Origin of the sequence: Streptococcus sp. 22.1 (genome assembly GCF_016648645.1) — a bacterium.
Taxonomy (GTDB): Bacteria; Bacillota; Bacilli; order Lactobacillales; family Streptococcaceae; genus Streptococcus.
The window spans coordinates 19,185-37,645 of sequence record NZ_JACLQK010000023.1 but is presented as its reverse complement, the minus strand read 5'-3'; the positions used below and the strand labels follow the sequence as shown (position 1 = coordinate 37,645).

Here is an 18,461-nt window from a genome sequence, read left to right as displayed (position 1 = left end):
ATATATTATCTAGAAAAATTCATCGAATTTCTACTCATAACGTTTTTTCAATAAAACAATTTGTTAAGATTTTTTTAGAAAATATACTATTAATACTATTTTATTATTCCATTAGGTCCATTTGTTTAATACAAGTACTTGTAAATAGAGGAAATATTGAAAATTTGTTTAAACAAAGTAGTGGAGAGGAGAAAGAATGAATTTTAGAATTTATGGTATTTGTATTGTGAGTGTAACAGCAAATGATTCAATTTTACGACAATTAAGTTATATCTCGGATCCGTATTTTAAAATGGATAACTCAAAAAATTGTGACGTAAACTTTTCCATAGAATCCTGTGAAAGAGCCGTTGTAAAAGATATTTTAAAAAAAACTACCAAAAAGTGGGGTTATAGTAATTGGGAATTTAAGGATAATATGTACTATATTTATGATGATTATTCTACATTTTCTTATTTTATTGTTAATTTGGAAAGTCGAAAAATTATCCATTATTCTAGTAACGCAGAAGTTCAAGCGTATGATTTATTTAGATTTATAAGAAATTTAGCTATAGGTGAACTTCAAGAAAAAGAATATCTTTGTCTTCATGGAGCAGCTTTAAATATTCGTAATGAGGGGATACTAATCACAGGAGATAAGTTTTCTGGAAAAACTACATTAATGATTGAATTGCTACTAAAAAATAAAGATGAAATTGAATTTATCACTAATGATGTAGGTATGTATAATTGTGAACAAAGTATTGGTTATGGAATACCGAAGTCGGTTTCCATACGATATATCACATCAAAAACATTAAATTTTGAATTAAGTTCTGAGTATAAATATGATTTGAATTTATATGAAAATAGTAATGGAATAAAGTGGGACTCAAAAAAGAGAGTTTCAGTGAGAGAATTTTCCTCTAATTTTAATTGTCAATTGTCTCCTAAAGGAGACATAAAGACAGTTGTATATTTAAAATATGGTGAAGAATTTAAAATTACTCAAATAGAAGATTTAAATAAGCGAAAAAAAATACTACAACGTCAAATTTTAAGAAATTCGGAAGAACAACTATATGGGGGAAGTTGTACCCCTGATGAGGATAGGAATTTGTTATTATTATCTCAAAGAATAAAAAATTTCTATGTTGTAGAGATGGATAAATTTTATCAGCAAAAAAGGGTTGCAGATGAATTAATAAAAATTTTGAATTGAAGATATTCACCAATACTACACGAACAGACCTTAAAGGGGGTGATTTTCTAAAAGTAAATAAAAGATTTGCTCTTACGATAATATCAATTTTTTGTAGAGCAACTGTAGATATAAAAGTGGAGGAGGTGAGAATAATGTCTGAAGTTAAAGTAGAACTACCTATGATTAAGGAAGTTGATTTACCTGCAGCTCTAATGTTGGAGAAAATGTAAAATATAAGTTATAGGCAATTTTGCTATGATTAGAGTATGGATGAAGATTCTAGTGTCTTCATCCTTTTTAGTACAGAATGATAAATTGTGAGGGGTTAATACTATTATGATATTAGATGTATTGAATTTTCTAGAAATTGAAAGATTGTGACTAAACAATTTAATTGATATCCTTTAAATAAATATTTCGTCTTAAAATATAGTATCCTCCAATATATATTCTGCCTTAATGATTATGAATGAACCGTACAAATCGAACAACTATCTAAACAGATAGTTGAGGTAAAATGAGGATTCTCGTTGAAACGTTCAGTGCTTAAAAGTAGAACGAAAGATGGTTTGAGATAGACTAAGATTAGTTTTACTTTATTTTTATTGGAATTTGGAGAAAAAATTGAATCAGTTACTAGTATTGCTGTGGGCAGGAATTATTTCCTTATCATTTAGGTATAAAGGTTTTATTTTTAATACATATGACTCATTATTGAAGTTCATTTTAAGGAGATTTAATCAAACTTTCTTGTTATTTGTTCCGCTATTTTTTTTAGATTCAGAAAATCTATTTAAATTTAAGTTTACTTGGATATATATGTCGATAAGTATTGGTATTCCTTTGTTTTATTGGGTTATGAACTTTACAAAAGTACAATTCTTGTTAGCTGATTTTGCTTATATCTCTGGTGAGATACCAACACACATATATATTATAAATTTTATTAATTCGTTATTTTTGATAATTGGAGAAGAATTATTTTTTAGATATACTGTTTATTACTTTTTTATAGGTAAGGGGTTTTTAGTTGTCCTATTCTTAAGTAATTTTTTATTCGTCCTATCACATCTTGTCAGCACTCCAAAAGGTTATTCAAGAAATGATATATTCAGGCAAATTTTTTTTTCAACGGTGTGTTGTTACTTATTGTTTAAGACAAATAACATAGTTTATGCTATTTTAACTCATTTCATTTTCAATTTACCTTTTGTATTAGTATCAATAAGACGAGTAATTTTTAATTGTGTCAATACAGATGATAATTATCAATAATTTAAAGGAGAGCTAGTATGGTAATTAATATAAAAAATCTAAAGAGAAGTTTTTTGGTTAGAGAAACAAGAGAAAATTTCGAAGCTTTGAAAGGGATTTCTTTTTCAATAAATAGAGGAGAGGTATTTGGATTACTTGGGCCGAATGGTGCAGGCAAGTCGACTACAATAAAAATTCTTTCAACAATGCTTCTTCCTACATCAGGTGAAGTAGAAATATCCGGATTCGATATCTATAAAGATGAGCAACAAATTCGTGAGAGAATAAATTTCATTTTTGGAGGAGAAAGAAGTTTATATTTTAGACTTTCTGCTGAGGATAATTTGTTTTATTTTGCGGATTTATATAAGATACCTCGGAAGAAGCAACTGATTTTGATTCCAGATTTACTTAAACAGGTTGGGCTGAATAGTGTTGCAAAACGTAGAGTAGAGACATTCTCAAAAGGTATGAAGCAACGTCTTCAGATTGCTAGAGCATTGTTAAATGATCCTGAGATAATTTTTTTAGATGAACCGAGTATTGGTCTTGATCCAGTAGGAGCACTTGAGTTGAGAAACATCATAAAAGAGTTGGCTAAAAATGGGAAAACAATTCTTTTAACAACCCATTATATGGCTGAAGCTGAGGAACTTTGTGATAGAATTGCAATCATTAATCAAGGCGAAATTGTAACCTGTGGTACATTACCAGAAATTGCATCATTAATTTCAGATGAAGATAGAACAAAAATTCTTCAAGATAAAGTGAAAGAACAAAAAGAAATAGATGTAACACTGGAAGATATTTATTTGCATTTAGTGAGGTAGTCGTAAGTATGAAAGTTATTTTTGCTAGTGCTATTGTACACATGAAGCAAGCAGTAGCTAGAAGTACGTTTCGCTATTGTCTATTTTTTAATCCTCTGTGTAATGCTATTCTCTTAGGGTTAATGTATAGTAATAAATCCAATCAAGAATTTACTTTATATGCTATTTTAGGAACCTCTCTATCTTCATTTTGGACTATTATCTGTTTTTCGTCAGCTGCGGACATAAACAGAGAAAAGTATTTAGGGACATTACCTATTTTATTCACATCACCGTCAGGTTTTAAAAAGATTATTTTTGGCAAACTACTTGGTAATAGTCTTTGGGGAGTAGCAGCATTTCTGTTGAATGTAATATTTGTGACGATATTATTTGGTCGCATAATGGCTGTTAAGAGTTTTAGCTTATTAGTAATTGTGATTGTCTTAGCAGTATTGACCTTCGTTAGTATAGGAATGCTGATGTGTTCAGCATTTACCTTATCAAGAAGTGCACGTTTGTTAATGAACGTAATAGAGTATCCGTTACTTTTGATAACAGGAATGGTATTCCCTATAGATTTTATGAACCAATATATAAAGTGGGTTTCATATATTTTATCTCCAACATGGGTAATGGAAGGATTTGAACTTGCTGTATACGGTGGAAATTCAAAAGAGATATTTATTGTTATATCAATTCTCTCCTTTTTAACTGTATTTTATTTTATAATTGCTCACTTTGCCTTTGTCAGTGTAGAGAAAAAAAGTAGAATTGATGCAACTTTGGAGGTGTATTAGATGGAAAGTATTTTAAGATTTTTCAGAAGGATCATCTTTTCTTATAAACAATCCTCAATGATGTCGGATTGGAAAACTTATATGATGTTTGACCTAATTCCTCCAATTTCACAAACATTGCTTTTCTCTCTGATTGCCGGATACATTTACGGAACTGATTATATTCAAAAATGGATGATTGGAAATGCGATACTAATAACATCTTTTGGAGCCTTGTTTGGTGTTGGTACACAACTGATGGATGAAAAATATAATGGGACATTGAGTTTTCTAATTGCTTCAAAAACTAAGTTAAGCTCGATACTATTTTCTAGTGCAATTAGCACAATGGTTACTAGTATGATTTCTGTAACTATAGGCGTGGTATTAGTGAGTTTTATTTTGAGAATTAATTGGAATATAGAAATGATTTCTTCGTTTATTGGTGTCCTTTTCCTATCTTCTTTCGTTGCAATGAGTTTTGGATATATTATTTCATGCTTTATTTTAATAACAAGTGAAACAAATCTTATATTGAATTTAGTCAGTCGATTGTTGTTGATTTTTACTGGAGCTAATTTTCCAGTTAGTAAATTGCCTAATATTTTCCAGTGGTTTTCTAAAATGTTACCTTTGACAAGGTCTATTCAGATTGCTCAAGGTTTAATTGAAGGAAATAGTCTTTTAGAATATAACAAACTAATTTATGAAGAGTTAACCTTAGGTTTTTCTTTCATTCTAGTAGCATCTATTCTTTTAAAATATATGGAAAGACAGTCACGTACCTCTGGGAAACTAGAGTTTACATAACTTTAATTTTTTTACGAATAGTATACTTTTGGGATTAGAAATATATTTTTCATTCTTTGTAGTAATTGAACAAGAGGGTATGAGTGCTTTGGGTATCATTTACAATTGAAATGATATTATGGAATTCATAGTTGTTATATATTTTATATATAGTGATTTGAAAAAAATCCTAAAAAAGCTCAAAATGAAGACTCTATAATTTCTGTAGTGCTTAAGATTACTGTAGAGATTATAGAGCTTTTTAGTGTTCACAAAAAGTCCATAAAAACTATAATGAAAAGCGATCAAACCATCATTAAGAAGAACTTATGAAACTTATTAAGAATAGCACAGAAATGATTGAGATTAAAGATCCCAAAAAACATTATTTTACTTGTTTTTGAAAGTATATTTGTTAACTGTAGTGGGTGATGAATGCTAACCCCAAGAGCAAAAAAACTAGGGCGATGGCCCTAGTTGTAAAGGAGGTTTGCTCACATCTGGATTTATAGGAGATTATGATGTGAACTGGATTGATTAGGAGTCTCCATTTCTGTTAGGAGGATTAGAGACAGAAAGGATTAATTTTCGAGTGTAGTTTCATCGAACTACAAGAAAATTATAGCAGTTTATGGGGAAGGACACAATGGACTTAGGGGGTGTCACATCCCCCATTATTAGAGAATAACTGACTTAAGGTGTAGTGGTATGTTTTATTGTGTGCTATCCTTATAACTAAGCTAATCATTAACATGGATAACAAGGAGAAAATGTGTATGCTCAGAATTAATGAGATTAATGAACGTACTTTAGATAGAGACAGGGAATTAATGATTATTCCCAAAGTTATCAATTTCTCAAGTGAAGAAGGTCATGAGTATAAATTTTTACTGGCAGTAGACGCTAGTAATAAATTTGCTACAGCAATCGATACGAGTGATAGAACTTCACTAGAAGTACTAGAACATAGTTACTTGATTGATACTAATGAGTATCCAAATGCGATTGATGAAGTAATTAAGAGGTCTCTTACTTTAAAAGACTTTACTCAATTGTTTCCAAGGTTAGTAACAGTTTATGAATTTGTAAATAATAGAGCCCTATCTTATGGCTGGAGGTTTGGTTTTCAGAACCAAAAATTTGCAACCTCAGAGATAAATTTGGAATTAGCGGGACGTATAAATAAAGAATTAGCTTTACGAAAATCATACCTTAAACGTTTCATATCAAATAGAGAAATTGAGGAACTAGTGTTTCTTCAAGATCTTGAAGAGGGCTTAATTGGGGGAACGATTTCTGAAAGAGTTGACCAATTAGGTTTTTATCCATTAGAACCTATTACTTTTGAAGAAGAAATTCCATTTTATTGGCCAAGATTTATATTATTTGGTCAAAGAGTTCGAAGACTTAAGGCTTATGGTTATCCTCTGATTGAGAATGAGAGGACAAACACTTACTTAAGTTTTGTTACTGAAGTACTATCAGTTTATGATGCGACTGTAGGCTCAGACCTTATACAAAAGATTTAATGGGTTTTATTTTTATAGTGAACCTTCCATTGTAGAGTGCTATAATATCAATCGAAGAGAATTGTCTTAATGACATAAAGTATCTAACAGTAATACCTCATTATTTTTCTTTATTGTAGTCTTTTGTTATTTAAAGAGGTGGAATTATGAATTTTGTAGCTAGAATTAACTTGAAAACTAACACACCTTATCGTGACGAATTAATCGATTTTTGTTTAAAAGGAGAACAACAGTATTTGGCTATTGGTTGGAGCCGAATATATGGTGAGGGAGAAGTATTAACTTATTCTGAATTTTATGAACGACTTCGTCAAGAGCCTGGTCGATTAAATACTGTGTTGAATATCTTTAAGGATACACATGAAGATAATTTGTTTTGGACACGTGATTTAGATGGTAATTATTGGATATGTAGAGCTAAAGGTGAGGTACTTACAAGGTGTGACAAAAGATTAGACATAGGAGCACTTTTACCGATAGATGCTTATAATTTCGGTATGCAAGTGCCAGGACAAATTAAGGCAGCATTTAACAGAGCTAATGCTGGAACGGCTCAGAAAATTTATGATGCTATTATAGTTGAGTACTCAAAAGCTATTTATAATAAACTATCTCAAACGAATCACTACGATGTTGCTCGTTTAGAAGGTAGTTTATTGGATAACCTGCCTGATTTTGATTTGGAAGAGCTAGTGATTTCCTATATACAGGTAAATTATGACTATTATGTTCTTTCGAATTCTATTGCAAGTAAATCGACGACTATAAAAGTGGAATGCGAGTTTTTATCTAGAAATCCTAAACGGGTGAGAAAGGCAGTTGTTCAAGTAAAGGGTAGAAAAGCCGAAGCACTCGATGCATTACAATTTGCTGATTTTACCCAGAATGGTTATGAAGTGTTCCTCTTTGCACCAGAAGTATTGAATGCTGATAAGGTGGATAATATTGTCGTTATTACGCCAAATGAATAAATTGACTTTTACGAGAATTATAAAGTAATACTTCCAGACTCCATCACACAGTGGGAGAATTTATACTAATCTAGTTTACTATTGGAATGGAAAAATTGGCTCTGTAACGTTGAGGCTTTAAATACAACAAGTGAATGAGAAGGCATCATAAGAGGTGTCTTCGATATATGAGAGACTAGGTCTATATGGCAAATTAGCAAGGATATTTTCTTAGAGAAAGGAGTAGGGGAGTGTATACTTTAGAAATCCCTTTGAATACCAAAGGTTATGATGATTTTCTAGCCAAACGTTTTAAATATGGCTACAAGTTAAAACGAGCCGTAACAAATTGGATCAATTGCCAAGAACATCGTCGTGTTAGCTCAGAGGAATATAAGTCTTTGTCTCTACGTACTAAAGAGCTAGCAGAGTTAAAGGAAGCTATCTCTAAAGAGAAAGACAAGACAAAGAAACTCTCCATGAAGGAAACACATAAGGAGCTTTCGACGACACTTAAAGCAGATTGGATAGCCTTAAATGATAGATTTGGTCTTAATAGTGGTAAATTTATCCGATATAAAGAATTAGGACAAGCAACTGCTATGTATGAAAGGTATGCAGAAGAAGGGATAATCCACTGGTCTACTATGGAAATTCTTAGTCAGACAGTTAAAGGGGCCTATCTTCAGCGTCGTAAGCAAGGAGAAAGTAGCAACCATGTATCAATTGGTCGCTTAACGAATTTTACGACTTTATGGTACCGTAAATGCAATAACAACGTGACTGATGAAGGGGTATTCTTTGAGACTGGGAAAGGCAGAAACGACAAGCTGTTTATCCCTTTTGCTTTTCGCCGAGAACAAGAGATTAAGGTTGCCTATGCACTAGAATTCCAAAAATTAGCGTTATATGCTATTAAGCGAACTCTTGTTAAGGGAAATATTTGGAAATACAGTATCTTATTAGTTTTTGATGGTGTTCCTTATGGATTGGACCATGAGCTACCAAATAAAGGAAACGTGGAAATCAAGTTATCTGTAGAGCAGATGGCGATTACAGCTGCGCGTGATAATGAGACTATTGTTTATGACCTCTCCAATGATTTTGGGTATAGTAAACGGTTGGCGGAGTTGGATAGAGCTATAGAAAGTAAGCGTAGAGCCTTAAACCCAGACAACTACGATGAAAATGGTGTTCCGAAAAAAGGGAAGAGAGTATGGGTGCAGGACTCAGCCTATAAGAAACTTCTAGACCAAAAACATTATATCTGGCATAAGGTAAAAAAAGCACGAAAGAACCGTTTTGGACGGATTGCTAATCAGATCTTGATGTTGGGTGATACCTTTACTCTTTATCAAGAGGACTTCAAATCCTTGCAATCCCGTAAGGATTATAACCCAGAAGAGATGTCTTGGTTTGACCAGCGTAAACAAAAAGGCTTTGAAATTATGTTTAATGCTCCATATGAATTTGTGGCTATTTTAGAGAATAAACTCTCTTTCAAAGACCTTAAACTGAACAAGATTAAACATAAGAAAAAGTGATATCGGGTTCATTGCTTGATTTCTTGCCTCAAATGATAAATATGTTATAATGACTAAAAGGTTTATTTAGGAACCTTCAAGGTAATTATGAATAACCTTGTAAATACCAGATAGCCTAACCGGAAGCCAAGGCAAGAAGGTCGGGAGCTGGTCCATGTCGAGGTTTTGTTACTGTTCTATTTGACATGGTACTAAAACTTGCTTGGGCTAATATCGGTGCCGCTGTCGGTTTTGTTACTGTTCTATTTGACATGGTACTAAAACTTAGAGGAAGGTTAACCTTTAAAGTACATGGTTTTGTTACTGTTCTATTTGATATGGGACTAAAGCATAAAATGTATATCATGCACCTTTTAGGTGTTTTTTTTTATTTTACTGTAAGTCACCTTTAATCTAAAGTTGCTATTTTTTCATGCGTTTGCTATACTAAAGACATAAATTGTTTAATTTATGTCTTTTTTTTTCACCACCTCAAACGGTGAACCTTTGGTCACGTGACTAAAGAAAAGAGGAAACATGGAGGAGGAGATGTCATTACTGGTTCTGTCCCAGCAATCGGCATACCATGTTTTATACGGGGTTAAAAGGGAGCGTACTCGCTTTTAGCTATCAGTTAAGCCATCAGACAGAAAGAAGAGGTTTAACGCTCATCAACACGTACGAGAAATTGCTTTTCTGACTTTGAAAGGCTACAACAAACGTTATTAGCAAGTAAGCATAACGAGAAGTTTATCCTATGGTTTGCCATAGGCACGCGCATCCTTGTTTTTTGAGACAAGGCTTGCCGGCTTCTTTGTTATGCTTTTTTTGTTTTGAGTTTGGGTAGACGGACAAAAAAGGAAGGCGACATCTCGATGTTTAGAGGTGAGGAACAGGTGTTCCCAAATCTAAATGGTCGGCATACGGAGGAAAGTCTACGAACAGGTGTTCGAGGCTTTCCAAGGTCACTTTACAACAACAAGTTATATTTTATAAGGAGAAAGACAATGAGAAATTCTTTCAAAACAAGCTCTACTTATAGAGCAGCACGCAAACAACAGAAAACCGCAAATCGTAAAACATTTTACGATGAGATGAATTATATGATTAGTCCTAGTGAATGGGCTGATGGTGTAATTAGTGGTTTTATAGCCCCTAAGACCTCTTGGTCAAATGATCATGTTAAAGGAAAACTTGAGAGAGTTTCCCCACGTAGTCATTGGACTAAGAGGGGGTATAAGGAATACCTTGGTAAATCAGGGTATGTTTCTCAGCAAGAGCCTGAAGCGGAAATTGTTGAGATGGAAATTGAATTAGTGTTCTAGAGCTTTTTAGAAAAAGGAGAAAAACATGGCAAAATTTGTTGAAATTTCAACTGAAGGTATTTTTTCAAGAACCTTCAGAAACGAAAAAGGAAATACCGACTTATGTAATCCCACTGGAAGGGAATTACGTGAGTCTCAAGACCCAGCAGATTGGTGGGTAGAGTATGAGGACACTTTAGGTGGTCTTCATTATGGTCGTTAAACAATAACAAAGGAGAAAATTATGATTAACAAAGTTATTATTACTGGTCGTTTGGTTTCAGATCCGGAGCTTCGCTACACACCGTCGAACAAGGCGGTGGCGACTGCTCGTATCGCTTGCCCTCGTGATTTCAAAAATCAAAATGGGGAGCGAGAAAGCGACTTTTTCCCTCTAGTTATTTGGGGGAAGCAGGGAGAGAATTTCTCAAACTGGATCAAGAAGGGGTATCTTGTGACCGTTGAAGGACGGTTGCAAACTCGTTCTTATGAAAACCAACAAGGTCAGCGTGTATATGTGACCGAGGTTAATGTGTCAAACTTTGACAACTTACAGCCTCGTCATAGCAACACCTCTTCTCAACAAAGTCCAGATTTTGGACCTGCAGAAGGTGGCTTTCCTGGAGGTGGAGAAGCTATGGACCCGACTATGTTTGAGAATATTCCTTTCTAATCAAACATAGTTTATAAAAGAAATAAGTGCTCAGTATACTGGGCTCTTTTTGTTTATGAAAGGAGAAAAATGATAGAAGAAGTAGCAATTCTACCTCCATTGACAGAGGATAATTACTACCAAGATAGGCATTACATGTCTACTTCTCGTTTGAAGGAGTACATCAAATGTCCCTTAAGGCAGGAAGTCGTTGACTTGGGCTTTTGGCCTGAGAAAACAGAGACAGAAAGCCTACTTGTTGGTAATTATGTCCATTCTTATTTTGAGACTAGAGAAGCTCATGAAGTTTTTTTGGAAAGGAATCGAGATAAGATAATTAGTCAACGAGGGAAAACCGCTGGCCAAGTAAAAGCCCCTTTCAAACAAGCAGATAAGATGATTGCTGCTTTAGAAAAAGAGGAGCTTTTTAATCGTTTGTATCATGGTACGGATGATGAGATGGTGGAGAAAGAACGGATTATCACTGGTACGTTAGAAGGGATTCCCTTCAAGTGTAAAATTGATAGTCTGAATCTTTCAGGCGGTTATTTCGTTGATTTGAAAACGATGGAGAGTCTTCAGTCGGAAAAATATTCGACGACACTTCATCGTTACACGAAGTCTCTTCTCTATAACATTGTTGAATATCAATATACGCTACAAATGTACGTATATCAGGAGTTGCTGAAGCAAACCTACGGTTATGAGTTTACACCTTATATTATGGCAGTTTCAAAAGAACCTGTTCCAGATAAGGAGTTAATTCTGATCGATGATACTATCATTGAAATGGGGAGAGACCTCTTCTATGGACATGTTGAAGCACTTAAAGATGCTTTGGCACATAAGTCTGTCGAAGGATGTGGGCACTGTGATTACTGTTTAACGAATAAGTCGTTAGTAACAGCAAAAACAGTGGCAGAATTTTTACAACAATAATAAATAGGAAATAAAGTGGTCTAAAGGCCACTTTTTAAAATGAAGGAGAAAGACAATGACTGAAACTATGTTGAACACACCAAATGAGAAAACCTTAGTAGCCGAGCTTATTGAAGCTAAAGTAGCTTTAGCTAAGGCGGAAATGCAGTTAGAATGGCAAAAGGCTGAACAAGCTAAAGACCATTCTAAACCGGAGCCAGAGGTTATGGCTCCACTATATGAAGCTTTGGCCAAGGCTCAAGCTGAGTTTAGTACTGTAACGGCAACAAGTAGAGTCACGTTTAAGAACGTTGACTTTAAGTTCGCACCTCTATCAGAGATTTTAGGGGCTGTACGTCCAGCTCTTAACAAGTTCGGCTTGACGTTGACTCAGCAAACCAAACATATCCCGTTTGGTAATGCCAATGGGATCAAAGTTGTGACGACACTACTTCATGAAAGTGGTGTCTCTTACGACATTGAGTCGGTTCCGGTATTCTATAATGTCAATGACATAAAGAATCTAGGAGCTCAGGTGACTTACCTACGTCGATACGAGGTGAAAACCTTGCTGGGTATTGAGGCTGATAGCGAGGAATTAGATATGGACAATGTGCCAAATCATTCGCAATCAGTTCAACAAACTGGTAATTATGAAAGTAACCATAATTATCAGTCTGCCCAAGCGAAAACACCTCGCAAGCCAACAGGTGCTCGCTATGGAAAGACAGTCAAGTCTGTGTCACTTGCTACTTCTTTGAGTAGTAGTGAACAGACATCACTAAGTGAGGTGACATCAGCTAACAAAGTTGCAAGTGATAGTGTATCGCAAGTAACTGAAGTCCCTTCTCAAAAGAGTGAAACTGCAACACTAGAGACAAAAGGGCCAAAAGCAAATGCTTGTAACGATGATCAACTGATTCAAATGGTTGCTCGTGGTGAAGACGCTGCAATATCTCTAGGGGCTACTGAAAGTCAGTTGCTAGAGTGGTCTGAACTAGGCGAAAGCAAAGGGTTGACTGTTCAACTTAAAGCCTTATCAGACTTTGTTGCAAAACAACGACAACAAGCCCAGCAACAATAGAAAAGTAGAAAGGTGGTCAAAAGACCACTTTTTATATTAAGGAGAAAAACAATGACAGATAAAATTACCGAGCTTTTCAATACGAATCTAAGCTATAGCCAACAACAGCAAGTATGGTATGAATTCTTTAATCAAACACTCCCAGAGTGGTTGTTTATCGGATTTATAGCTATTCTAGCTTATATTGCGTTATGCCATTTATTACGCAATAAGCTAGTTTTTAAGCTAGTTGTAGCTATTGTGTTTCTGATTCCCATTCTCTTTGTAGAAGGGATTCAGCATCTGTTTCGAAGTTGAGAGGAGAAAAAATGATACAGATAATTTGTTATAAAGAGGGAGTAAAAAAACCAAAGGCCCACACAAAGCCTATGGGTGTTATCAATAGTATTCTCATAAAATTAGGGTATCGCACTAGCATTAGCTATGCGACTCTTGAAGATCTTGAAAAGCTTGAACTCATGGGGATTAACACCATGAGTGAAAAGCAAGAGGGGGAAAGAGTATGGCTAATCGTGTATGATGACGAACGTCCATGTAAGTCCTATACGAATGAAGATATTCATTACTATAAGGAATTTGTGGATTTGTTTGCATCTCGTGCAAAACGTCGTGCAATTTGTCGAGCCTTAATTATGAAGGCGAATGCTATTGCATGATATTAACAACAAGGAAAGAAGAAAAATGGTCCTAGGGCCATTTTTTTAGAGGAGAAAAACAAATGACTGAAAATACTGAAAAAGCGAAGTGGTTGCAAGAGCACTACAAGAAGTACTCTCTTAAATGGTACTTAGAAAACGAGAGCAGACTGAATGCGATTTTTAGAAAAGTCTATAATCGCTACATGGCTGACCTCAATGCACGCGCTTCGAAAGCACAATTGTCTCATATTGAGGACCTGGGCAAACGTATGCGAGAGGTATACGAAGATGTCTACGGTACTAAGTTTGATAGCGATTGTCGCTTAGACCGTGCAGAAACAAATAGAAAAGTGCAAGCTATCCGCTCTATGTGGGTAGTAGCACCAGCCTAGGAGGAGGTAGTTATGGATAGAATTATGATTTTGACCAATACGCTACCTCGAGAAAGTACCATTTCGGTTATCTATAAGGGTGACGTTGCTGTTGTAGTTGCAAGGGATAAACAAGAACGTTTGCTCTTTAAAGTAACAACAACAGTAGCAGTCGCAATGCAACTACAAGCTGAATGGCTTGTTGTTTAACAAGAGAGGAGAAAACAATGACTGAAATAATTACTAGGAGAAAAGTAAGGCATCCTAGAGACTTTGGTGATAGAGAGCTGTTTAGAAAGGCTTTCACTCACTGGATTCCTTCAGAAAAGGTCGATGCCTTGTATTCTGAATTGCAAGGAGATTTTAAGAAGGTCTGTGAGTTAAGTCTCTCTGAGTTAAAACATTATGGATTAACTCAGAGAGATGCTATTGCCTTTCTTTCAATGCTTGAACTTTTCAAACGTTCAGAAGGTGAGGAAGAAAAGCCAACTTGTGTCACTGGGACTGGATATTTTGCTCAAAGTATCCAAAAAGCCTATGGACATAAGAAACAAGAGCATCTTGTAGTGTGGTACTTGGATGTGCATTGTAACGTTATCGAGGAGCGAGTAGTTTTCATCGGTAGCGTTCATCGTAGTATGGCGTGTCCAAGAGAGATTTTTCACTATGCAGTGAAGAATTTAGCTCGCTACGTGCTGGTAGCTCACAACCATCCCTCTGGAAGTGTATATCCTTCAAGTAACGATATTAATGTTACTGAGGCCCTTGAGGATGCTGCAAAGCTCTTTGAAATGGAGGTCTTAGACCATGTTATCGTAACGAAGGATAATTACTATTCTTTCAGAGATAACGGAAGAATGCGTTGTTTCTAGGAGAGGAGAAAACTATGGGGAATATTTCTCATGCCTTTGGCAAGGTAACTATTTCCGCACCAACATTAACGGATATAGAGGTGCTTGTGGCTACTCATAGAGTAATCAATGAAAAAGCTTGGACCCCAACGACTCTAAAAGGTCATCCAAGAAAAGCAGATTGTATCACAACTGAAGAAGGACTTGTCTCAGTGACACTTCCTTTTACAGCTTGTGGGAACTGGAATATTCGAGAGAATATCGATAGCTTTTTGACTGACATCTTAAAGCAAGATAGCACTCTTAGCGATATCCCAATGTCTGCCACTTTTGATTATGTAGATGCAGAGTCTGGTGTGAACTTTATTTATAAAGCAACCGTTATGACTTGCAATGTCCCAGGTAAAGGGATAACCACTGAACTCTTAACAGATGAAGACCTTGGAGATTATTCCGAGTCTTATCTGAAAGAGTTAGAGGGAGTCTATGATCAAGAGCTAGCTCTAGCAACAAGTATCACAGGAAAGGTGTTATAATGAGTATGAAAGACATATTGGAGAGGAAGATGGCAATGAGAGAAACATTCTTTTGGGACTTCAGTCAAGAAGATATCCCGACGCTATCTGATTTGACTTCAGAGGGCTTTGAATTTGATTGGACGGCCATAAGTTCTCCCAATGCAATTACCAGTGGTTTTGTAATTCAAGGTGAGGTTTCTGGAATGATTGAGTTCACTCCTGAGCCTACTGATTATTACAATTTTATCCATAAGCTGGAGGTGCGAATGGATAAGAGAAACCAAGGGATTGCAGGTGTCTTGCTTGCTTATGTAGCACAAGACGCTTTCAATCGTGGCTTTGAGGGGTTTATGATGCTGATTTCAAAGACAGCTCTTCGAGACTTTTATGTTAGTCGGTATGGAGGCAGTCGTATTGGAAACACTAACCGAGTGATTTTTAATACAGCAGCATCTCAGGGACTCATTGACCGCTTTTTGAAGGGAGGATTAGACTAACCATGAGAATAGTTGAACGATTCAAAGAGGATTGGAGGTCGCTAGGCTTACCGGATAAACCATACAAGACACCAGAGGAGATTGAAATGATCAAGAATGGTAATCTTGTCTGGGCTGCGCGTGTTGAGCAAAATTTGGGCCGTAAGTTAACCCCAAGTGAACTTGATGAGATGCAGTGGTGAGCCACAAAAAACACATTACACCGTACAATATACATCGTATATCGTACATAGAAGAGAAAGAGGAAGGTAGTAGCCCTAGGCTACACCTTCCTCTTTTTCTATGGAGGAGAAAAACAATGACAACATTTGTACCAACAACACTTTTACTAGGAAAAAAACTGTTAGAGGTTAATGGTTCATTCTCAGGAATGACCTTGCATCAGTTTTTGAACGAAACTGGGAATAGCCATCTTTTTATCAAGAAGGATGGAATGGTTGCTATCAATACCTTGTTAGAACAAAGTGGGTTAATGCCTATTTCTTGTGATGAGGCGTTGGTGGCAATGGAAGACTTAAAGATGACTAGTTTAAGGTCACAATTTGGGTTCTTCATTAAACCAACCCAATATAAACGCCAAAATCCAGAAGTTTTGGTGCGTTTGGGAAACAATCGTAAGGTTGTATTCCATCGCTATTACTTTGGTAATGGCTATATGGCTAACCTGGTCTATCAGGTAGAAGATGATCAGATTGAGTTCTGCCAGTCTTCTGTCTTTAAGAGCTGGGATAATGGTGAGTATCATATTACTTACGATACGCCAGTAACAGAAGATGTTGAAGACATCAACACACGCAAGGAGTTGCTTTCTTTCTTAAGTCGTGTTGAGGAGCTTCCCTCTGTTAAGTAGAGAAGTTATGACAATCTAGTTTGTAAAATAAAGGAGAAAAAACAATGACAAAAAAGATTTATATCTACAAAAACAAAAAAACTCAAGAGGTCTTTGCGGATCTTTTTGCTAAAGACCTTCTTGAAGGCGTTACAACTTTCCCTCGGATTGATAACGCTCAATCTTATTCATTTTTGGAACTCTCTTGTTTTTATATTAAGAGAATTCTGGAAATGAAGGAGCGTAAGGTTCAAACCCTTTTCGTTGAGGGAAAACCCGAACCAGCACTTGCTTCAGCATTGTTGCAAGCACGTGATATGGGGCTGAATGTTGTCATCAAATTGAAGACAACTGAAAGCAATAGTGAGACTCAAGAAGGGCTCAAAGAGCTTGGTCTTGAGGATGTTGTAATGGCTTGAATAGAGAAGGGGAAAAAACAATGACAGTAATGCATCAAGGATTGTATTATATTGAGAAACTTACTCAAAATAATTGTAATCTTGCTGGCTTTCCGTCAGACTTAATCAATGATCGAATTTCAGCGATTATTGATAGCAATAAGATGGAAATGAAACACAGTTTGCGATACCGACCAGTTAAAAACGTGGTTTTGAATCGAGAGAGAGTATCTAATCTTCCTCCTATTGAAATCCCGTTTGAATCTTCACTTTATTATGATGTTGAAGAAATAAATCCTGGGTTATCCAAGCTAGTTGTTACAGTAGAACATGCCGCAGCCTTTCAAGAATCGGATATTCGGATGTTGGAAGCTCGCTTAACCATGTTACAACGGGCTAACGCTTGTGGTAACTTTTCCACAAGCAATTTCTGTAACAGATTCCCAGAGGAAATAAGAGACGATCTAAGTCTTTTGGACCTTCTAGCTTGGGGAACAAAAGATATGCCAACCTATCTTTTCTGTATGTTAGAATCTGCATTAGATAGTTATAGAGGATTTTATTCCTTGAGGGACTTGATGGAGGATGCTAACTCTACCCTTCAGCAAGGCTATAGTCAAGCTGTTTACTGGCTCTATAGTGGAGTTAAAGGACAGTACGAATATTAAATATAGGAGAAAAATAATGACTAAACATAGTTATACAGCAACATTTAAGCGTAAAGACGGTTTCGTCTTTACGAAAAGGTTTCTAGCTTCAGATTTGTTTGAGGCTGATGAGCATGCGCTAGAGTATGCTACTAAGCGAGATATTCTCTATCTCGACTTAGGACCTACAGAAGAATAGAAAGAAGATAGCACTTAAAGTTTTTAAACTTTAAGTGCTTTTTTTGTTGCTTTTTGATTTTTTTTACGAATAGTTATATTGTAGAAAATAGGAGGTATATAAAATGATGACATATGATGAAGTAATGGAAGCAATAGAAAGAGGGTTTATCAAGGGGGATAAAATCAGTATTATCCGACGAAATGGCAAGATCCATGATTATGTTTTGCCAGGAGAGAAAGTAGAACCTGGAGAAATAGTGGAAAAAGAGGACTTAAATGCTGTCCTTGAAGAGTTGAAGGAGTTCTAAAATGATGCAGCTTTTAAGTGAGATAACTCCTCTGGTCTCGCAAAAGAGTTATAAGAGTGATATAATAGCCCTATGAAATAGATAAAGAGGAGACTATAGTAGACAAATGGATTTTTCAATAGGAACATTGGGGCATTTTTTAGGCGATACGCTTTTAGGAGCTATTATTTGCATGGCGGTAACCTTTGTTATTGTCTACTTGAATATGAGAAAGATAGGCAAGTTGGAGATATCTTTTGAGGAACGTCAACAGAGAGTTATTGTTTTTGAGAAACAATTGAAATTAGTTGGTTTAGTTCTAGCACTCTTAGTATTAACTGGGCTGTTAAGACAGAGCTCAGGGTATATGATTATTGTCAGCCTGTTCTTATCGCAAACACTTATTGAGATGTCTCGTAACAAAGCAGAAAGTTTATTTGGTAAACAGAAATAATAGTATAGACACCA

General features: G+C 35.5%; 28 protein-coding genes. 27 read left to right on the top strand and 1 reads right to left on the bottom strand.

Annotated features, from left to right (window positions below):
- Positions 1–196 precede the first annotated feature (196 nt).
- The 8 genes from H7U04_RS09870 (at position 197) to H7U04_RS09835 (ending at position 8,840) form a co-directional block, all read left to right on the top strand.
- Complete coding sequence (locus H7U04_RS09870; protein WP_110981553.1) at positions 197–1,204, top strand: hypothetical protein; 1,008 nt, start codon at positions 197–199, stop codon at positions 1,202–1,204.
- An 801-nt stretch (positions 1,205–2,005) separates the two neighbouring features.
- Positions 2,006–2,461, top strand: a complete 456-nt coding sequence (locus H7U04_RS11575; protein WP_398578243.1) for a CPBP family intramembrane glutamic endopeptidase — start codon at positions 2,006–2,008, stop codon at positions 2,459–2,461.
- A 17-nt stretch (positions 2,462–2,478) separates the two neighbouring features.
- Entirely contained in the window at positions 2,479–3,270 is a 792-nt protein-coding gene (locus H7U04_RS09860; RefSeq protein ID WP_110981556.1) for an ABC transporter ATP-binding protein, read from the top strand.
- An 8-nt stretch (positions 3,271–3,278) separates the two neighbouring features.
- On the top strand, positions 3,279–4,049 hold the full coding sequence (locus H7U04_RS09855; RefSeq protein WP_110981557.1) for an ABC transporter permease: 771 nt from the start codon (positions 3,279–3,281) through the stop codon (positions 4,047–4,049).
- Entirely contained in the window at positions 4,050–4,838 is a 789-nt protein-coding gene (locus H7U04_RS09850; protein ID WP_110981558.1) for an ABC transporter permease, read from the top strand.
- A gap of 755 nt (positions 4,839–5,593) precedes the next feature.
- Positions 5,594–6,346, top strand: coding sequence for a hypothetical protein (locus H7U04_RS09845; protein WP_110981560.1), 753 nt, complete (start codon positions 5,594–5,596; stop codon positions 6,344–6,346).
- 146 nt (positions 6,347–6,492) lie between these two features.
- The gene (locus H7U04_RS09840) at positions 6,493–7,317 is read left to right on the top strand and encodes a ribonuclease D (RefSeq protein ID WP_258367702.1); all 825 of its coding nucleotides are present in this window, start codon (positions 6,493–6,495) and stop codon (positions 7,315–7,317) included.
- Between the two features lie 230 nt (positions 7,318–7,547).
- Positions 7,548–8,840 (top strand): hypothetical protein, encoded by a 1,293-nt coding sequence (locus H7U04_RS09835; protein ID WP_110981561.1) that lies wholly within the window; start codon positions 7,548–7,550, stop codon positions 8,838–8,840.
- Between the two features lie 115 nt (positions 8,841–8,955).
- Here the strand turns inward: H7U04_RS09835 and H7U04_RS09830 are convergent, their stop codons facing one another.
- Positions 8,956–9,093 (bottom strand): hypothetical protein, encoded by a 138-nt coding sequence (locus H7U04_RS09830; RefSeq protein ID WP_201059731.1) that lies wholly within the window; start codon positions 9,091–9,093, stop codon positions 8,956–8,958.
- Between the two features lie 733 nt (positions 9,094–9,826).
- Between H7U04_RS09830 and H7U04_RS09825 the strand changes: the two genes are divergently transcribed.
- From H7U04_RS09825 to H7U04_RS09735, 19 genes are all read left to right on the top strand, one after another.
- Positions 9,827–10,144 carry a hypothetical protein gene (locus H7U04_RS09825; protein WP_110981574.1) on the top strand — a complete coding sequence of 106 codons (318 nt, stop codon included), beginning with the start codon at positions 9,827–9,829 and terminating at the stop codon, positions 10,142–10,144.
- A gap of 25 nt (positions 10,145–10,169) precedes the next feature.
- Positions 10,170–10,346 (top strand): hypothetical protein, encoded by a 177-nt coding sequence (locus tag H7U04_RS09820; RefSeq protein WP_171963503.1) that lies wholly within the window; start codon positions 10,170–10,172, stop codon positions 10,344–10,346.
- A gap of 21 nt (positions 10,347–10,367) precedes the next feature.
- The gene (gene ssb / locus H7U04_RS09815; RefSeq protein WP_201059729.1) at positions 10,368–10,796 is read left to right on the top strand and encodes a single-stranded DNA-binding protein; all 429 of its coding nucleotides are present in this window, start codon (positions 10,368–10,370) and stop codon (positions 10,794–10,796) included.
- A gap of 69 nt (positions 10,797–10,865) precedes the next feature.
- Positions 10,866–11,714 carry a PD-(D/E)XK nuclease-like domain-containing protein gene (locus H7U04_RS09810; RefSeq protein ID WP_201059727.1) on the top strand — a complete coding sequence of 283 codons (849 nt, stop codon included), beginning with the start codon at positions 10,866–10,868 and terminating at the stop codon, positions 11,712–11,714.
- A 55-nt stretch (positions 11,715–11,769) separates the two neighbouring features.
- Complete coding sequence (locus tag H7U04_RS09805) at positions 11,770–12,777, top strand: ERF family protein (protein ID WP_201059725.1); 1,008 nt, start codon at positions 11,770–11,772, stop codon at positions 12,775–12,777.
- 51 nt (positions 12,778–12,828) lie between these two features.
- Positions 12,829–13,074 (top strand): hypothetical protein, encoded by a 246-nt coding sequence (locus H7U04_RS09800; protein WP_037598725.1) that lies wholly within the window; start codon positions 12,829–12,831, stop codon positions 13,072–13,074.
- 11 nt (positions 13,075–13,085) lie between these two features.
- Positions 13,086–13,433: a hypothetical protein gene (locus tag H7U04_RS09795; protein WP_260315565.1), complete on the top strand. Its 348-nt coding sequence runs from the start codon at positions 13,086–13,088 to the stop codon at positions 13,431–13,433.
- A 62-nt stretch (positions 13,434–13,495) separates the two neighbouring features.
- Complete coding sequence (locus tag H7U04_RS09790) at positions 13,496–13,807, top strand: hypothetical protein (RefSeq protein WP_201059723.1); 312 nt, start codon at positions 13,496–13,498, stop codon at positions 13,805–13,807.
- A 12-nt stretch (positions 13,808–13,819) separates the two neighbouring features.
- Positions 13,820–13,996, top strand: a complete 177-nt coding sequence (locus H7U04_RS09785) for a hypothetical protein (protein WP_201059722.1) — start codon at positions 13,820–13,822, stop codon at positions 13,994–13,996.
- A 17-nt stretch (positions 13,997–14,013) separates the two neighbouring features.
- A complete protein-coding gene (locus H7U04_RS09780; protein WP_201059720.1) occupies positions 14,014–14,658 on the top strand; it encodes a JAB domain-containing protein in 645 nt (214 codons plus the stop codon).
- Positions 14,659–14,672: 14 nt separating this feature from the next.
- On the top strand, positions 14,673–15,173 hold the full coding sequence (locus H7U04_RS09775; protein ID WP_118172152.1) for a hypothetical protein: 501 nt from the start codon (positions 14,673–14,675) through the stop codon (positions 15,171–15,173).
- A 29-nt stretch (positions 15,174–15,202) separates the two neighbouring features.
- Positions 15,203–15,652, top strand: coding sequence for a GNAT family N-acetyltransferase (locus tag H7U04_RS09770; RefSeq protein ID WP_227039449.1), 450 nt, complete (start codon positions 15,203–15,205; stop codon positions 15,650–15,652).
- A gap of 2 nt (positions 15,653–15,654) precedes the next feature.
- The gene (locus H7U04_RS09765) at positions 15,655–15,834 is read left to right on the top strand and encodes a hypothetical protein (protein ID WP_073945594.1); all 180 of its coding nucleotides are present in this window, start codon (positions 15,655–15,657) and stop codon (positions 15,832–15,834) included.
- Between the two features lie 116 nt (positions 15,835–15,950).
- Entirely contained in the window at positions 15,951–16,502 is a 552-nt protein-coding gene (locus H7U04_RS09760; RefSeq protein WP_073945595.1) for a hypothetical protein, read from the top strand.
- Between the two features lie 44 nt (positions 16,503–16,546).
- Positions 16,547–16,900, top strand: a complete 354-nt coding sequence (locus H7U04_RS09755) for a hypothetical protein (RefSeq protein ID WP_002892445.1) — start codon at positions 16,547–16,549, stop codon at positions 16,898–16,900.
- A gap of 20 nt (positions 16,901–16,920) precedes the next feature.
- Positions 16,921–17,547: a hypothetical protein gene (locus H7U04_RS09750; RefSeq protein WP_201059718.1), complete on the top strand. Its 627-nt coding sequence runs from the start codon at positions 16,921–16,923 to the stop codon at positions 17,545–17,547.
- Positions 17,548–17,563: 16 nt separating this feature from the next.
- The gene (locus H7U04_RS09745; RefSeq protein ID WP_201059716.1) at positions 17,564–17,725 is read left to right on the top strand and encodes a hypothetical protein; all 162 of its coding nucleotides are present in this window, start codon (positions 17,564–17,566) and stop codon (positions 17,723–17,725) included.
- A gap of 103 nt (positions 17,726–17,828) precedes the next feature.
- Positions 17,829–18,014 carry a Paratox gene (locus tag H7U04_RS09740; RefSeq protein WP_118172157.1) on the top strand — a complete coding sequence of 62 codons (186 nt, stop codon included), beginning with the start codon at positions 17,829–17,831 and terminating at the stop codon, positions 18,012–18,014.
- A gap of 106 nt (positions 18,015–18,120) precedes the next feature.
- Positions 18,121–18,447: a hypothetical protein gene (locus H7U04_RS09735; RefSeq protein WP_118172158.1), complete on the top strand. Its 327-nt coding sequence runs from the start codon at positions 18,121–18,123 to the stop codon at positions 18,445–18,447.
- The last annotated feature ends 14 nt before the right edge of the window (positions 18,448–18,461 follow it).

Excerpts from the sequence above, each read along its gene's own strand:
- H7U04_RS09740 (WP_118172157.1), top strand. The coding sequence starts at position 17,829 with ATGATGACATATGATGAAGTAATGGAAGCAATAGAAAGAGGGTTTATC.
- H7U04_RS09830 (WP_201059731.1), bottom strand. The coding sequence starts at position 9,093 with ATGTCAAATAGAACAGTAACAAAACCGACAGCGGCACCGATATTAGCC.
- H7U04_RS09785 (WP_201059722.1), top strand. The coding sequence starts at position 13,820 with ATGGATAGAATTATGATTTTGACCAATACGCTACCTCGAGAAAGTACC.
- H7U04_RS09780 (WP_201059720.1), top strand. The coding sequence starts at position 14,014 with ATGACTGAAATAATTACTAGGAGAAAAGTAAGGCATCCTAGAGACTTT.
- H7U04_RS09790 (WP_201059723.1), top strand. The coding sequence starts at position 13,496 with ATGACTGAAAATACTGAAAAAGCGAAGTGGTTGCAAGAGCACTACAAG.
- H7U04_RS09735 (WP_118172158.1), top strand. The coding sequence starts at position 18,121 with ATGGATTTTTCAATAGGAACATTGGGGCATTTTTTAGGCGATACGCTT.
- H7U04_RS09870 (WP_110981553.1), top strand. The coding sequence starts at position 197 with ATGAATTTTAGAATTTATGGTATTTGTATTGTGAGTGTAACAGCAAAT.
- H7U04_RS09845 (WP_110981560.1), top strand. The coding sequence starts at position 5,594 with ATGCTCAGAATTAATGAGATTAATGAACGTACTTTAGATAGAGACAGG.
- H7U04_RS09805 (WP_201059725.1), top strand. The coding sequence starts at position 11,770 with ATGACTGAAACTATGTTGAACACACCAAATGAGAAAACCTTAGTAGCC.
- H7U04_RS09750 (WP_201059718.1), top strand. The coding sequence starts at position 16,921 with ATGACAGTAATGCATCAAGGATTGTATTATATTGAGAAACTTACTCAA.
- H7U04_RS09765 (WP_073945594.1), top strand. The coding sequence starts at position 15,655 with ATGAGAATAGTTGAACGATTCAAAGAGGATTGGAGGTCGCTAGGCTTA.
- H7U04_RS09775 (WP_118172152.1), top strand. The coding sequence starts at position 14,673 with ATGGGGAATATTTCTCATGCCTTTGGCAAGGTAACTATTTCCGCACCA.
- H7U04_RS09770 (WP_227039449.1), top strand. The coding sequence starts at position 15,203 with ATGGCAATGAGAGAAACATTCTTTTGGGACTTCAGTCAAGAAGATATC.
- H7U04_RS09800 (WP_037598725.1), top strand. The coding sequence starts at position 12,829 with ATGACAGATAAAATTACCGAGCTTTTCAATACGAATCTAAGCTATAGC.
- H7U04_RS09810 (WP_201059727.1), top strand. The coding sequence starts at position 10,866 with ATGATAGAAGAAGTAGCAATTCTACCTCCATTGACAGAGGATAATTAC.
- H7U04_RS09760 (WP_073945595.1), top strand. The coding sequence starts at position 15,951 with ATGACAACATTTGTACCAACAACACTTTTACTAGGAAAAAAACTGTTA.
- H7U04_RS09755 (WP_002892445.1), top strand. The coding sequence starts at position 16,547 with ATGACAAAAAAGATTTATATCTACAAAAACAAAAAAACTCAAGAGGTC.
- H7U04_RS09795 (WP_260315565.1), top strand. The coding sequence starts at position 13,086 with ATGATACAGATAATTTGTTATAAAGAGGGAGTAAAAAAACCAAAGGCC.
- H7U04_RS09840 (WP_258367702.1), top strand. The coding sequence starts at position 6,493 with ATGAATTTTGTAGCTAGAATTAACTTGAAAACTAACACACCTTATCGT.
- ssb (WP_201059729.1), top strand. The coding sequence starts at position 10,368 with ATGATTAACAAAGTTATTATTACTGGTCGTTTGGTTTCAGATCCGGAG.
- H7U04_RS09850 (WP_110981558.1), top strand. The coding sequence starts at position 4,050 with ATGGAAAGTATTTTAAGATTTTTCAGAAGGATCATCTTTTCTTATAAA.
- H7U04_RS09855 (WP_110981557.1), top strand. The coding sequence starts at position 3,279 with ATGAAAGTTATTTTTGCTAGTGCTATTGTACACATGAAGCAAGCAGTA.
- H7U04_RS09825 (WP_110981574.1), top strand. The coding sequence starts at position 9,827 with ATGAGAAATTCTTTCAAAACAAGCTCTACTTATAGAGCAGCACGCAAA.
- H7U04_RS09745 (WP_201059716.1), top strand. The coding sequence starts at position 17,564 with ATGACTAAACATAGTTATACAGCAACATTTAAGCGTAAAGACGGTTTC.
- H7U04_RS09860 (WP_110981556.1), top strand. The coding sequence starts at position 2,479 with ATGGTAATTAATATAAAAAATCTAAAGAGAAGTTTTTTGGTTAGAGAA.
- H7U04_RS11575 (WP_398578243.1), top strand. The coding sequence starts at position 2,006 with ATGTCGATAAGTATTGGTATTCCTTTGTTTTATTGGGTTATGAACTTT.
- H7U04_RS09820 (WP_171963503.1), top strand. The coding sequence starts at position 10,170 with ATGGCAAAATTTGTTGAAATTTCAACTGAAGGTATTTTTTCAAGAACC.